This window comes from Streptomyces californicus (assembly GCF_000717645.1).
In the GTDB taxonomy this organism is placed as follows: Bacteria; Actinomycetota; Actinomycetes; order Streptomycetales; family Streptomycetaceae; genus Streptomyces; species Streptomyces californicus.
Genome location: NZ_JNZZ01000039.1, coordinates 1 through 14,540 on the forward strand (window position 1 = coordinate 1; position 14,540 = coordinate 14,540).

Genomic DNA, 14,540 nt, shown 5'->3' on the forward strand with positions numbered 1-14,540 from the left:
GCCCCGCAGCACCCGGCCCCCGGTCTCCGCGATTCCCGCCCCGGCCTGTGCCCGGCCGCCCCCCGGCCTGTGCCCGGCCCCCCGGCCTGGGCCCGCCGGCACCCCGGCCTTCGCGATTCCCGCCCCCCGGCGACGGCACCCCGGGCCGCGTGCCAGGCCCCGGTTCCGTACCGCCGTCGTGTCTTCCCGCCCCTGCGTGGAGCGGGCACCCTCGCCCCCACCCGGTGCCCGCTCCACGTTCCCCTCCCCGGCACCATTCCTGCTCCCCGGGGGACACGCTTATTCACCCCAACGGACGGGCGCTCGGAGTGAACGGCGGGGGCGCGGGGGGCGCTTTCCCCGCCCGCGCGCTCCGGGCGATCACCGGCGGCCTACCGTCGCACCATGGGCAGTGGGGACCGGTCGAAACTGGTGAGCATCTGTGATCAGGCCGGCCGGCCGCGCGGGACGGGATTCGTCGCGGACGACCGCGGCACCGTCGTCACCGCTCACCAGGCCGTCACCTCCCCGGGCCCGCTCCTCCTCCACGGCACCGGCGGCCGTACCTGCTCCGTCGCCCCCGATGACATCACCGCCCTGCCCGCACTCGGCCTCGCCCTGCTCCGCACCGGCGGCCCCGACACCCTCGCCGCCGAGCCCCTGCCCATCGCCGGGCGCGAGCGTCCCGAACCCGGCGGCTACGTCGACATCGCCGCCCACGGACGGCGCGAGGCCCGGGTGCTCGGCGCCACCCCCGCCACGTACACCGGCCCGGACGGCACCGGCCACCCGGTTCCCGACGCCCTGGAGCTGGCGCTCGGCACCGACGGCCGCGACGCCCTGCGCTCCGGGGGCGCGGCCGTCGGCGGCCCCGTCACCGACCCGGCCACCGGCGCGGTCCTCGGCGTCCTGTGCACCACCCTGACCGCCGCGCACCAGGCCGCCGGGCTCGCGCTGCCGATCGCCCGGGGAGCGGACGACACGCTCGACGCCCTGCTGCGGCGCAACGCCGCCGTCGCCCCCGCCTACGGTGCCCACCTCAACCTCGCCGGAGCCCTCCAGCTCACCGCCACCTCCGTCGGCTCGGCGGACGGCCCCGGGGCCCGCGTCGCCCCGGTCGAGCGGGAGGACGTCCACGCCGAGCTGGCCGGGTTCACCTCCGGTACGGCCCTGGTCCTCGGCCTCGTCGGCGCCCCCGGCACCGGCCGCACCACCGAGCTGGCCGCCCTCGCCGCCCGCCGCGCCGACGGCGGCGCTCCCGCCCCCACGCTCTGGCTGCGCGGCGCCGACCTGCTGGCCGAGGACGCCTCGATCGCGGACGCGGCGGAGCGGGCGCTCCTGCGCTCCGGCCGGATCGTCACCGCCGGCGGCGCCCTCGGCACCATGGACACGGCCACCCCCGAGCGCGTCGCCCGGCTCGCCGCCGACGCAGGGCAGCCGCTCCTGGTGGTCCTGGACGGCCCCGAGGAGATGCCGCCGCCGCTGGCCCACCGGCTCGCCGAGTGGACGGCCGCCACCGCCGCGTGGCTGCGCGAGCGGGGCGTCCGGCTCGTCGTCGCCTGCCGCCCCGAGCACTGGGAGACCGCGGGCGCCCTCTGGCCCCCGGACGCCCCGCACCGGCCGGGCCGTCCCGCCCGCCGGCTGCCGCCCGCCCTGCGCCTGGGCGACCTCACCCCCGAGCAGGCGGAGCGGGCCAAGGAGGCGTACGGCATCCCGGCCGCCGCCCTCGCCCCCGGCCACGACCGGCATCCGCTCACCCTGCGCCTCCTCGCCGAGGTCCGCGCCGCCCTGCCGCCGGACGTACCGGGCCGCCCCGACACCGAGGACGTGTTCGGCGCCCACCTCGACCTGCTCTGCGTACGCGCCGCCGTCCGCATCGCGGCAGCCGCCGACGAACAGCCGCGGGGCGCCGATGTGCGCCGGCTCGCCGCCCGGGTCTCGGGCCAGGTCCACGAGGCGGCCCGCCGCTGCCTGGGCCCCGGCCAGGGCGAGCTGGACCGGGAGGCGTTCGAGGAGATCTTCCCCTGGCGCACCGGCTGGGCGTCCGCCGTGCTGACCGAGGGACTGCTCGTCCCCGCCGGGGCCGGCTACCGGTTCGCCCACGAGGAGCTGGGCGACTGGGTGCAGGGCGCCCACCTCGACCTGGACGCGGCCCTGCGCTCCCTGGTGCACCGCTGGCACCGGGGGAGCGAGGAGCGCGACCGGGCCCCGCACCCCCACGGCCCGGACGAGCCCCGCAGCCTGCCCGTGCCCCGGCACCGCATCGGACCGGTCATCCAGGCGATGGTGCTCCTCGGCCGCCGCCAGGGCTCGGCCGCCCTCGCCCACCGGATGGCCGACCTCATCGAGGCGCTGGACCGGCTCTGGCCCGACGAGGGCCCGCGCGACGAGGACGCCGCCTGGTGGGCCGCCCATCTGCTGGGCGGCAGCCTCCTCCGGGTCGCCGACGCCCGCCCGTACCTGGGTGTCCTGCGGGTCCTCGCCGGCCGCATCACCCGCCGCTCCGCCGCCCCCGGGGGAGCCGGGGACCCCGGGGCGTACGCGGAGTTCGGCCCCTCGTTCTGGCGGCGGCTGCGGCTGCCCGAGGAGGACCGGATCGATCTGCTCCGCCGCCTCGTGCCCGCCGACGGACTGCCCCGCGCCGACGGCGACGTACGGTACCTGGACGCCGTCGCCCACCGCCTGGCCCTCGACGCCCCCGCCGTACAGCCGCTGCTGTGCCGCTGGTTCACCGACGAGCGCCCGCTGCTCGGGGGACCCGCCGCGCCGGACGCGCCGCGGCGGCCCACCGTCGCCGCCGCCGCGCAGGCCCTCCTGTACGCCCGCCGCGGTCTCGCCCCCGACGCCCTGGCCGACGCGCTGATCGCCACCCCGCACCAGCGCGCCGGGGAGCTGCTCGCCGCCCTCGCGGACGACGAGCCCACCGCGCTCTGCCGCGCCGTCGAGCGCTGGGCCCGCGACGAGGACCGACCGGCCCGCCGCGCCGCCGCCGCCCGGTACGCGGGCCTCCTCCAGCAGCGCGTCACCGCCGAGGGCGACCGGGCCCTGCTGCGCTCCGCCGCCGAGACCGTCCTGGACCGCCCCGAGGACGCCGAGCTGCACGCGTCCGCCCGCGCCGTCCTCGTCCGCGACCCCAAGTCCCGGGGCCGCCACCTCCCGGACACCCTCCGCGCCTTCGCCACCGGCGACACCCGGGTCCCCCTCGAACTCCTCGCCGAGGTGTTCCCGGCCCACCCGGAGCCCGTCCTCGCCGCCCTCCGCGCCCGGCTCGCCCGCCCCGGCGACGGCGGGGCGTCGGTGCTGCGGGCCCTCGCCGGTCTCGACACGCCCGCACTCGCGCTGCACGTCGCCGGGCTCGTACGGGAGTACATCGACGCCCACCCGGACGACGGCACGCACGCCGCCGAGTACGTCGACCTCCGCCTCGAACACGGGCCCGCCGCCCGCGCCCTGCTGCTGCCCCTGGTGACCGGGCTGCTGCGGGACCGCCCCGCGCCGCCGCCGGTCCGGGCCGCGCTGGCCCGGGTCCTCGCCGGCCCCGGGAGCACCGACTCGCGCCCCCTGCGCGCCGAGCTGCTGGAGGTCCTGCTGGAGTTCGAGCAGACCACCGGACGCGACCCGGACGTGCTGGAGGCCCTGCTGCGGGCCGCCGCCGAGGGATCGGAGTGCCGCCCCGAGATCCGTACGCGCGCCCTCGTCCACCGCACCGGCATGCTCCTCGTCCGCACCCCCGAGGGAGCCGCCCGCTTCGACCGGGTGCTGGTCGACAGCGCCCGTGACGTGCCCGGATTCGCCGGCCTCCTCACCCGATGGCTGACCGAGGCCCCCGAGGAGTGGGCCGCGGTCCTCGGCCCGGACACCCGGCGGGCCCTGGGGTGTCCCCGGCCGACCCTGACCGGATCCGTGCCGCGGCCCGTCCGGTCCTGATCCGCCGGACGCCCCGGCCGCATCGGAGACATCACGTCCGCGGATGCCGATGCCGATGCAGGCGGCGGGACGGGAGCATGGCAGTCTTAGACCTGCGCAATCGACTAAAGACACGTACACAGGTTCGGGCGAGGAGCGGTCTCAGTGCAGCGCTGGCGTGGCTTGGAGGACATCCCCCAGGACTGGGGACGCAGCGTCGTCACCATCGGCTCCTACGACGGTGTGCACCGCGGACACCAGCTGATCATCGGCCGCGCCGTCGAGCGCGCCCGTGAGCTGGGCGTCCCGTCCGTCGTCGTCACCTTCGACCCGCACCCCAGCGAGGTCGTCCGCCCCGGCAGCCACCCGCCGCTGCTCGCCCCGCACCACCGGCGCGCCGAGCTGATGGCGGAGCTGGGCGTGGACGCCGTGCTGGTCCTGCCGTTCACCGCGGAGTTCTCCAAGCTGGCGCCCGCCGACTTCATCGCGAAGGTCCTCGTCGACCGCCTCCACGCGAAGGCCGTCATCGAGGGCCCCAACTTCCGCTTCGGGCACAAGGCCGCCGGCAACGTCGAACTGCTGGCCGAGCTGGGCGCCGCCTACGACTACACCGTCGAGGTCATCGACCTGTACGTCACCGGGGAGGCGGGCGGCGGACTGCCGTTCTCCTCCACGCTGACCCGCCGGCTGATCGCCGAGGGCGACGTCACCGGGGCCGCCGAGATCCTGGGCCGCCCGCACCGGGTCGAGGGCATCGTCGTGCGCGGCGCGCAGCGCGGCCGCGAGCTGGGCTACCCCACGGCCAACGTCGAGACCCTGCCGCACACCGCGATCCCGGCCGACGGCGTCTACGCCGGCTGGCTGGAGGTCGACGGCGAGTCGATGCCCGCCGCGATCTCGGTCGGCACGAACCCGCAGTTCGACGCGGTCGAGCGCACTGTGGAGGCGTACGCGATCGACCGCGTCGACCTCGACCTGTACGGGCTGCACGTGGCCGTCGACTTCCTCGCGTACGTGCGCGGCATGCTGAAGTTCGACACGATCGACGACCTGGTCGTCGCGATGGCCGCCGACGTGAAGCGCTGCGGCGAGCTGACCGCCGCCTACGCCCGGACCCACTGACGCCCCGTCTCCCCGTGCGCCGCGACCGGGGACGGCGGATGCTGACAGGGTGCGCGACATCCTGCCCGACCTCCGTGCCCGGTGCGCCGACGGCGTCCCCTTCGCCCTGGCGACCGTCGTCGCGGTGCACGGCAGCGCGCCCCGCGACCCGGGCGCGGTCATGGCCGTCGACGCGGCGGGCGCCGTGCTCGGCAGTGTCTCCGGCGGCTGTGTGGAAAGTGATCTGTACGAGGCGGCCCGCGAGGTGCTCGCCGGGGCGCCTCCGCGCGTGGTCGCGTACGGGATCAGCGACGACGAGGCGTTCGGCGCCGGACTGACGTGCGGCGGCACGATCGAGGTGCTGGTGCGCGCGTACGCGACCGGGGCCGAGCGCGACGGACTCGCGGCCCTGCTGGAGCTGATCGCCGCCGGCCGGCCCGTCGCCGAGGCCACCGTCCTGTCCGGCGCGGCGGAGACCGGGGCCCGGCTGGTCGTCCGCCCCGCCGGCGCCGGGCCCACCACCGGGACGCTCGGCTCCGAGGGGCTCGACGCGGCCGTCACCGACGACGCCCGCGGCCTGCTGGCCCAGGGACGCACCGGCGTCCAGCGGTACGGGGCGTTGGGGCAGCGCCGGATGCAGGAGGTGGCCGTCTTCGTCCGGACGTACGCCCCGCCGCCCCGCATGCTCGTCTTCGGCGCGATCGACCACGCGGCCGCCACCGCCCGGATCGGCGCGTTCCTCGGCTACCGGGTCACCGTCTGCGACGCCCGCCCCGCCTTCGCCACCCGGGAGCGCTTCCCCACGGCCGACGAGGTGGTCCGCGCCTGGCCGCACACCTACCTGGAGTCCACCGAGGTGGACGCCCGCACCGCGATCTGCGTCCTCACCCACGACCCGAGGTTCGATGTGCCGCTGCTCGTCGCCGCGCTGCGCACGCCCGCCGCGTACATCGGGGTGATGGGCAGCCGCCGCACCCACCACGACCGGCTCGCCCGGCTGCGCGCGGCCGGCGTGGACGAGGCGGGGCTCGCCCGCCTGGCCTCACCCGTGGGCCTCGACCTCGGAGCCCGTACGCCGGAGGAGACGGCGGTCTCCATCGCGGCCGAGATCATCCAGCACCGCTGGGGCGGTACGGGACGGCCGCTGGGGGAGCTGACGGGGGCGATCCACCACCCCGGCGGGCCCGCCCCGCCGCGCTGACCGGTGCGGCCTCCGCCGGCCGGCCCACGCTGGTCAGGGTGCCGCCCGCGCACCGTCCTGAGCAGCGGCCTCCCGCGGTGCGCCGTCCTCGCGGGAGCGGTCCATCTCCCGCCACTCCGGCCGCAGTCCGGACAGGGTCGTGGTGAGCAGGTACGCGGCCCCGCAGACGAGCAGCACCGGCGTCAGCCCGGTGGCCGTCACCGCCGCCCCGGCGAGCAGCCCGCCGAGCGGGATGCCGGACCAGGCCAGCGAGTCCCCGAGGGCGTTGACCCGGCCCAGCATTCCGCGCGGTACGCGCTCGACGAGGACGGCGCCCAGCACGGGGTTGATGAACCCCGCCCCGAACCCGCTGACGGCGAAGACGGCCAGCACCGCGCCCAGGGGGGCGTCCAGCGCGAGGACCAGGAACCTGGGCGCGCCGGCCAGCAGGAATCCGCCGAGGACCACGAGCCGCCGGGGGATCCGGTGCGCGGCCATCGAGGCGATGAGGCTCCCGCCCACCGCGGCGGCCCCCATCGTGGTGCTGATCAGGCCGATCGCCGCCGGGCCGTGGCCGGACGCCCCGGCCCAGACGGGGACCAGCAGCGTGGATATCGCCGCGTCCAGCAGGTTGGTGATCCCGACCATGACGATGACGGTGAGCAGCAGCGGATCGCGGCGCAGGAAGGTGAGGCCCTCGCCGAACCGCCGCCAGTAGCCCGGCTCCCGGGCGTCGGCGGGCGCCGAGGAGTCGACGACCGGACGCCCCGTGCCGCGCGGCAGCGCGATGGCGACGATCAGCGAACCGAGCACGAAGCAGCCCGCGTTCACGATCAGGCCCGTCATGGGGCCGAGCAGCGCCACCAAGGCGCCGCCCGCCGCCGGGCCGATGGTGGAGGCGAGGCGTTCGATGACCCCGGACAGGCCCATGGCCCGCTCCAGGGGGGTGCCGGCGCGCTCGGCGGCCTCCGGGACCATGACCTCCTTCGCCAGGTCGCCCGGACCGCGAGCGGCCCCGATCGCCGCGACCAGGCCCAGCAGGATCGGGAAGGAGAGCAGGTCCAGGGTGTGCAGCACGGGGATCGCCGCGGCGGAGGCGGCGCTCGCCAGATCCGTGGTCCAGGAGACGGTCCGCGGGCCCGTACGGTCCACCAGCGGCCCGGCCAACGCCTTGACCAGGACGTACGGCGCCATCTCGCAGAAGGCGACCAGCCCGGTCAGGGTCGCGCTGCCCGTGGTGACCAGGACGAACCAGGGCAGGGCGATCAGGGAGATCCGGGTGCCGGTCACGGACGCGGCGATGGCCGCCAGAACTCCGGCCAGCGGCCGTAACGACCGTTCGGCGGGTATCACGCCGGCGCCGGCCGGGCCGCCGGCGCTCACGGCGCCTCCGCTTCCGTCGCGGGCGTGTTCGGCTCGGGCAGGATGTGGGTGATGACGCCGACCCGCTCGGCGCCCGCCGGGGCGGTCGCCGCGTTCTCCGGGGTGTCGCGCCGGTAGCGGCCGAGGACGTCCGCCAGTTCCCGGTAGAGCTCGGCCGTCTCCTCGGGCGTGAGCCGCAGCACCCAGTCGCTCAGGTCGAACCGGTCCCGCCAGGCGCGGGGCATCGTCTGGAGTCCGTTGAGCGTCTGCTGGGCGCGCAGCGCGTAGATGGAGGCGACGGACTGCTGGTAGGCGAGGGCGGCCGCGGGCTCCCGCTCGGCCAGCTCCGGGTCGTTGAACCAGGTCGACCGGTACACGGAGCGCCACCACCGTTCACGGGCGTTGCCGCGTTCCGTGTCCTCCTCCACGAAGCCGGCCGCCCCGAGCTGGCGCAGGTGGTAGCTGGCTGTTCCGGAGTTCACCCCCAACTGCTCCGCGAGCCGGGTGGCCGTGGACGGGCCGTGCTTCCGCAGCAGCCCGATCACCTGGACACGGACGGGATGCGCCATGGCGCGGAGCCCTTTGGCGTCCAGGACGACCGATCCCTCGTCCTGCGAGGGGTCGTCGGAAGGGTGGGGTGTCGTGTCGGTCATGGGGCACACACTAGATTGCGAAGAGTTCTTCGCAAAGGTTTCTTCGCAAAGAACTCTTCGTAGTCGATGCTGCCGGTGGGCCGATGGAACGACGGGCGCGCAAGCGGTTCTTCCCCGACGGCGTGCGCCTCGATCTCGAACCGGTCGAGGAGCGCGCCATCGCCATTGGGCTGGTCCACGCCCGCTACCGGACCCGCTGAAAGCAGCACCCTCCCCGGGCCGCAGATGAGCCGGCGGCCCGGGGAGGGGCGTGCTCAGAGCGTCGGCACGTCGGCGGTCCCGTCCCCGCCTCCGTTTTCCCCGCCGCACGCCGCCGCCCAGTGGCACGCCACCTGCGTCTCCGCGCCCCCGTGCAGCACCGGCAGGTCCACCGTCCGGCACGCCTCCGCCACCCCCGCCCGCTCCGCCTCGCCCGAGGCCAGGATCTGGCAGCGGACGTGGAAACGGCAGCCGGACGGGACGTTGGAGGGGTCCGGCGGCTCCCCGGCCAGCACCACCGGCTCGCCCTCCGCCTCGGGAAGGACGGACAGCAGGGCCCGGGTGTACGGGTGGCGAGGGGCCGTCAGCAACTGCTCGACCGGGCCCGTCTCGACGATCCGGCCCAGGTACATGACCGCCACCCGGTCCGCGATGTTCCAGGCCAGCCCCAGATCATGGGTGACCACCAGCGCCGAGAGCCCCAGCTCGTCCCGCAGCCGCAGCAGCAGGGCCAGGATCTCGCCCCGTACCGACGCGTCCAGCGACGCCACCGGCTCGTCCGCCACGATCAGCTCCGGCTCCAGCACCAGCGCCCCGGCGATCACCACGCGCTGACGCTGTCCGCCCGACAACTCGTGCGGGTAGCGCAGGAAGAACCGTTCCGGCGGACGCAGCCCGGCCCGTGACAGGGCGTCGGAGACGGCCGCCCGCTCGTCCCCGGCGTACCCGTGGATGCGCAGCCCCTCCGCCACCGCCTCGTACACCGTGTGCCGGGGGTTCAGCGAGCCGCTCGGGTCCTGGAGGACGAGCTGGACCCGTTTGCGGTACGCCTTCAGCGCCCGGCCCCCGTAGTCCAGCGGCTCACCGCCGAAGGTGACCCGGCCGGATGAGGGCGGGACCAGGCCGAGCAGCGACCGGGCCAGCGTCGTCTTGCCGCAGCCCGACTCGCCGACCAGCGCCACGATCTCGCCGGGCCGGATGTCGAGGTCCACGCCGTCCACCGCGCGGGCGGTCGCCGCCCCGCGCCGGCCGGGGAACGCGACCTTCAGCGTCTGCGCGCTGAGCAGCGGCGCGGCGGCGGACCGGGGCGGGCCGGGGGGAGAGGCCGCGCCGACCGGAGGGGTGGTGCTCATGCGGTGCTCCTCGTGTCGTCGGCCCGCCACGGGGCCGGGCCCTCGGGCGCCTCGTCCACCCGTACGCACGCCGCCCGGCGCTCCGGCCCGGCGGCCCGCAGCTCCTGGTCCTCGGTGGCGCACCGGTCGAGCGCCACCGGACAGCGCGGATGGAAGGTGCAGCCGCCCGGCAGGGCCGCCGGGTCCGGCGGATCGCCAGGCAGACCGCGCGGGGCGTGCCGGGAGGCGGGGTCCCCGATCCTCGGGAACGCGGCGGAGAGCGCCCTGCCGTATGGGTGGCGGGCGTCCGCGTACACCCGCCGCGCCGGGCCCTCCTCGACGACCCGGCCCGCGTACATCACCGCGAGCCGGTCGCAGGTGTCCGCGAGCACCGCGAGATCGTGGCTGATCATGATCAGGCCGACGTTCTGGTCGGCGACCAACTGCTCGATCAGCCGCAGGATCTGCGCCTGGATCATCACGTCCAGCGCGGTCGTCGGCTCGTCCGCGACGATCAGCCGCGGATCGCAGGCCAGCGCCATCGCGATCATCACGCGCTGCCGCTGACCGCCCGACAGCTCGTGCGGATACGCCTGCGCGCGGGCGGCGGGCAGCCCCACCTGTTCCAGCAGCTCGCCGGCGCGCCGCCGGGCGGCCGCCGGGGTGGCCCGGCTGTGCAGCAGAATCGGTTCGGCGATCTGGTCGCCGACCCGGTGCACCGCGTTCAGGGAGTGCATCGCGCCCTGGAAGACGATCGACGCCCCCGCCCAGCGGACCGCCCGCAGCCGTCCCCACTTCATGGTCAGGACGTCCTCGCCGTCGAGCAGGATCTCGCCGGACAGCTTCGCCGTCGCGGGCAGCAGCCGCAGCAGCGCGAGGGCCAGCGTCGACTTCCCGCAGCCGGACTCCCCGGCGATGCCGAGCTTCTGCCCGGCCTCGACCCGCAGGTCGACCCCCCGTACGGCGGGGACGGCGCCGGCCCCGCCGCCGTAGGTGACGGTCAGGTCCCGTACCTCCAGCAGCGGCGGTTCGCCGGTCGGCCGGGTCGCTCCGAGCGCTCCGGACGGATGCGGGTCCGGTGTGCCGGTCGTGGTCGTGGCGGTCAACGGGACACCCCCAGCTTGGGGTTGAGCACGGACTCGATGGCGCGGCCGCAGAGCGTGAACGCGAGGGCGACCACCGCGATGGCGAGTCCGGGCGGGGCGAGGTACCACCAGTTGCCGGAGCTGACCGCGCCGGCCTCCCGGGCGTCCTGGAGCAGCCCGCCCCAGGAGACGATCGTGGGATCGCTGAGCCCGAGGAAGGCGAGGGTCGCCTCGGTGAGGATGGCGGTGGAGATCACGAGCGTGGTCTGCGCGAGCACCAGCGGCATCACGTTGGGCAGGACGTGGCGGGACATGATGTGCCCGTGCCCGCCCCCGAGCGCCCGGGAGCGTTCGATGTACGGGCGCGACTCGACGGACAGCGTCTGGGCGCGGACCAGGCGGGCGGTGGTCGGCCAGGTCGTCACGCCGATCGCCAGGATCGTCGTCCAGACCGACCGGGACAGGACCGTGGCCAGCGCGATCGCCAGCACCAGGGTCGGCATCACCAGGAACCAGTCCGTCACCCGCATGACGACGGTGGCGTACCAGCCCTTGAAGTGCCCGGCGGTGATCCCGACCAGCGTGCCGATGGCCACGGACAGGAAGGCCGCGAGCAGTCCCACGGTCAGCGAGACCCGGGTGCCCCACAGCATCAGGGCGAGCAGACTGCGCCCGAACTGGTCGGTGCCGAGCGGGAACTCGCCGCTGGGCGCCTCCATCGGGCCGCCCGGCGCGTCGGTCACGCTCTGCGAACCGGCCCCCACCAGCAGCGGGGCGGTCAGCGCCAGCAGGGCGATCACCGCGAGCACGGCGAGGCCGACGAGACCGGCCCGGTGTGTGCGGTACTGCTGCCAGAAGCGGACCACGGCCTGCCGCCGCCGGGCCCGGGTCAGCGCGCGAGGGCTCGGGGCGGGGGCCGCCTTCCCGGGACCGCCGGACGGCTTGCCCAGCTCCGGCTCGCGCGGTTCGGAGGGCTTCTCCATCGACGTCGTCATCGGCCCACCCGGGGATCGAGGAGCGGATAGATCACATCGGCGAGGGTGTTCATCAGGATCACCGCGGAGGCGAACACGAAGAACAGCGCCTGCACCAACGGCAGGTCGGGCACGCTCAGCGCCTGGTAGAACAGGCCGCCGAGGCCCGGCCAGGAGAAGACCGTCTCCACCAGGATGGCCCCGGCCACCGTCGTGCCGAGGTTCACGAAGAGCAGCGTCACGGTCGGCAGCATCGCGTTCGGCACGGCGTGCTTACGGCGGACCAGGTCGTCGCGCAGCCCCTTGGCGCGGGCCGTCGTCAGATAGTCGCCGCCCATCTCGTCCAGCAGCGACGAGCGCATCACCAGCAGCGTGCGCGCGTACTCCACGGCGACCAGCGTGACGACGGGCAGCACCATGTGGTGGGCGATGTCCAGCACCCGGTCGAAGCCCGCGGTGTCCCCGGACTCCATGCCGCCGGTCGGGAAGAGCCCCGGGATCGGGCCGACGCCCACCGACAGGGTGATGATGAGCAGCAGACCGAGCCAGAACGAGGGCACCGAGTACAGCGTCAGCGCGAGCGCGGTGTTGGCCCGGTCACCGGCAGAACCGTTACGCCAGGCGGAGCGGGCGCCCAGCCAGATGCCGAGCAGGGTGTAGATCACGAAGGCGGTGCCGGTCAGCAGCAGAGTGGCCGGCAGCGCCTCGGCGATCTTGTCGACGACCGGGGCGCGGAACTGGTACGACGTACCGAAGTCGCCGGTCAGCGCCTTGCCGCAGTACTGCGTGAACTGCTGCCACAGCGGCAGGTCGAGCCCGAACTCACGGCGCATCGCCGCGATCTGCTCGGTCGACACCTGACGGCCGCCGGTCATCTGCTTGACCGGGTCGCCGGGGATCAGCCGGAAGAGGAAGAAGCTGGTGACGAGGACGGCGAAGAGGGAGACGGCCGCCCCGGCGAGCTTGCCCGCCGCGTAGCGGGCGTATCCGGCGGCGGAGCGCGAGCGCGGGGAGCGGGCCGACGGCCCGGCCGGAGCCGGACCGCCGGATGCGGCGCTCTCCACGCCCGCCGCGCCCTTCACCAGGGCGGGGGTGCTTTCTGAGCTCATGGGCTATTCACGGTCTTCCGCGGTGGAGCGGCGACGCATGGCGAACAGGAGTCCGCCACCGGCGAGGACGACGACGGCGATCCCGATCCCGACGAGCACCCCGGTGGAGGAGGAGCCGGAGTCGGAGGAACCGGACGAGGAGGCCCCGGCGGCCGGGACCGCCGACCACCAGCTCCAGTAGCCGTCCTGGCCGTAGATGTTGCCCGCGGCCGACGGCATGGTGGTGATGGACGCGATGTGGTCGGTGCGGTACGCCTCGACGGCATTCGGGTACGCCATGACGTTCATGTACCCGGTGTCGTACAGCCGCGACTCCAGTTGCTTGACCAGATCCGCCCGCTTGGCGGGGTCGTACTCCGCCAGTTGCTTCTTGTAGAGCTCGTCGTACCGCTTGTCGCAGATGAAGTTGTCGGTCGCCGCCGTCTCCTTCGCCTTGGCCGGCAGGGCGGCGCAGGTGTGGATGGAGAGGACGAAGTCGGGGTCCGGGTTGACGGACCAGCCGTCGAAGGCGAGGTCGTACTCACCGGCGTACCAGGGGTCGGAAACGTTGTCGAGGCAGTCGACCTTCAGCCCGATGCCCTGGTCGCCCCACCATTCCTGGAGGTACTTGCCGATCGCCTTGTCGTTGGGGTCGGTGGCGTGGCAGAGGATGCGGAAGTCGAGCGGCTTGCCGTCCTTGCCGACGCGCTTGCCCGCGCTGTTCTTCCGGTACCCGGCCTCGTCCAGCAGGGCCGACGCCTTCGCCGGGTCGTGGGCGAGCTTCTGGCCGTCCGAGGGCTTCCAGAAGTAGTCCCCGAAGCGCGGCGGGATGTAGCCCTCGCCCTCGACGGCGTGGCCCTGGAAGACCTTGTCGATGATGGTCTTGCGGTCGACCGCCATGAACAGGGCGTGCCGCACCTTCTGGTCGAGCAGCGCCGGGTGCCCGTCGCCGAACTTCTGCCCGTCCTTGGTGCGGGCCCCGGGGTTGACGGCGAGCGCGAAGAAGCGGCGGCCCGGGGCGTCGTTCACCTTGATGTCGGGGGCGTTCTCCAGCGAGGCTGACTGCGCGGGCGTCAGGCTGGGGCTGCCCGCGACGAAGGAGACCTCACCCTTGCGCAGGGCGGCCACGGCCGCGTCCTGGTCCTTGTAGTAGCGGAAGACCAGCTCGTCGAACTTGGGCGAGCCGCGCCAGAAGTCCTTGTTGGCCTTGAGCTTCACGTAGCTGTCGACCTTGTAGTCCGTCAGGATGAACGGACCGTTCCCCACGATGGGGAAGTCCTTGTCGTTGTTGAACTTCGAGAAGTCGCCGGCCTTCTCCCAGATGTGCTTTGGCACGATCGGCACGTCGAGCGCGGTCATCGTGGCCTGCGGTTTCTTGAGCTTGATGACCAGCTTGTCCTTGCTGGGAGCGGTCACCTCCTCGAAGTTGCCGACGAAGCTGCCGTTGGAGGTCGCGGCGCCCTCGTCGGTCATCATCGTGTTGAACGTCCAGGCCGCGTCCTCGGCGGTGGCCTGCCGCCCGTCGGACCATGTCGAGTCCGACCGGATCGTGTACGTCCACGTCAGCTTGTCCGCGGAGGGCTCCCACGCGGTGGCCAGACCCGGGATCGCCTTGTTGTCCTTGGCGTCGTAGTTGGTCAGGTAGTCGTACATGAGCCGGTGGATGCTCGTGCTGACCAGCCGCTGCGCGAGGAAGGGGCTGAGCGAGTCGACGCTCTGCGCGACGGCGACCGTGAGCGTCGTCGTTCCGTCGTCGGCCCGGGCCTCGGTAGGGGCGGGCGCGAGCGGATTGCCCGGGACGACGGACCCGGCGGCGAGCGCCAGGGCGGCCGCGCCGGAGGCCAGCAGGAGGCGCAGGCGCCGGCGTGGCCGGAGGGAGCGGTGGGGAACTCTTGTGACCAT

At 74.7% G+C, this 14,540-nt stretch carries 10 protein-coding genes and 1 pseudogene; 4 read left to right on the forward strand and 7 right to left on the reverse strand.

Going from position 1 to position 14,540, the window contains the following annotated elements; translation table 11 throughout:
• Positions 1 to 384 precede the first annotated feature (384 nt).
• The 3 genes from IF19_RS01000000135165 (at position 385) to IF19_RS0132020 (ending at position 6,187) form a co-directional block, all read left to right on the forward strand.
• Positions 385 to 3,906: a trypsin-like peptidase domain-containing protein gene (locus IF19_RS01000000135165; RefSeq protein WP_078581025.1), complete on the forward strand. Its 3,522-nt coding sequence runs from the start codon at positions 385 to 387 to the stop codon at positions 3,904 to 3,906.
• Positions 3,907 to 4,050: 144 nt separating this feature from the next.
• Positions 4,051 to 5,007, forward strand: a complete 957-nt coding sequence (locus IF19_RS0132015; RefSeq protein WP_030119652.1) for a bifunctional riboflavin kinase/FAD synthetase — start codon at positions 4,051 to 4,053, stop codon at positions 5,005 to 5,007.
• 49 nt (positions 5,008 to 5,056) lie between these two features.
• On the forward strand, positions 5,057 to 6,187 hold the full coding sequence (locus IF19_RS0132020; protein ID WP_030277906.1) for an XdhC family protein: 1,131 nt from the start codon (positions 5,057 to 5,059) through the stop codon (positions 6,185 to 6,187).
• Positions 6,188 to 6,220: 33 nt separating this feature from the next.
• On the opposite strand, the gene IF19_RS0132025 is transcribed toward IF19_RS0132020, so the two are convergent.
• A complete protein-coding gene (locus tag IF19_RS0132025; protein WP_030116517.1) occupies positions 6,221 to 7,549 on the reverse strand; it encodes an MFS transporter in 1,329 nt (442 codons plus the stop codon).
• Complete coding sequence (locus tag IF19_RS0132030; protein WP_030277904.1) at positions 7,546 to 8,181, reverse strand: ArsR/SmtB family transcription factor; 636 nt, start codon at positions 8,179 to 8,181, stop codon at positions 7,546 to 7,548. Before IF19_RS0132030 ends, IF19_RS0132025 begins: the two co-directional genes overlap by 4 nt.
• A gap of 101 nt (positions 8,182 to 8,282) precedes the next feature.
• On the opposite strand from IF19_RS0132030, the pseudogene IF19_RS1000000138860 reads away from it, so the two are divergent.
• Positions 8,283 to 8,381 (forward strand): annotated as a pseudogene (locus IF19_RS1000000138860) (dihydrofolate reductase family protein); the annotation flags it as partial.
• A gap of 54 nt (positions 8,382 to 8,435) precedes the next feature.
• Here the strand turns inward: IF19_RS1000000138860 and IF19_RS0132040 are convergent.
• The 5 genes from IF19_RS0132040 to IF19_RS0132060 are packed head-to-tail and all read right to left on the reverse strand — an operon-like array spanning position 8,436 to position 14,540.
• Positions 8,436 to 9,512, reverse strand: a complete 1,077-nt coding sequence (locus IF19_RS0132040) for an oligopeptide/dipeptide ABC transporter ATP-binding protein (protein ID WP_030116519.1) — start codon at positions 9,510 to 9,512, stop codon at positions 8,436 to 8,438.
• The gene (locus IF19_RS0132045) at positions 9,509 to 10,597 is read right to left on the reverse strand and encodes an ABC transporter ATP-binding protein (RefSeq protein WP_030277902.1); all 1,089 of its coding nucleotides are present in this window, start codon (positions 10,595 to 10,597) and stop codon (positions 9,509 to 9,511) included. Before IF19_RS0132045 ends, IF19_RS0132040 begins: the two co-directional genes overlap by 4 nt.
• The gene (locus tag IF19_RS0132050) at positions 10,594 to 11,571 is read right to left on the reverse strand and encodes an ABC transporter permease (RefSeq protein WP_030116522.1); all 978 of its coding nucleotides are present in this window, start codon (positions 11,569 to 11,571) and stop codon (positions 10,594 to 10,596) included. Before IF19_RS0132050 ends, IF19_RS0132045 begins: the two co-directional genes overlap by 4 nt.
• Complete coding sequence (locus tag IF19_RS0132055) at positions 11,568 to 12,659, reverse strand: ABC transporter permease (protein WP_030116523.1); 1,092 nt, start codon at positions 12,657 to 12,659, stop codon at positions 11,568 to 11,570. Before IF19_RS0132055 ends, IF19_RS0132050 begins: the two co-directional genes overlap by 4 nt.
• A 3-nt stretch (positions 12,660 to 12,662) precedes the next feature.
• The gene (locus tag IF19_RS0132060) at positions 12,663 to 14,540 is read right to left on the reverse strand and encodes an ABC transporter substrate-binding protein (RefSeq protein WP_030116524.1); all 1,878 of its coding nucleotides are present in this window, start codon (positions 14,538 to 14,540) and stop codon (positions 12,663 to 12,665) included.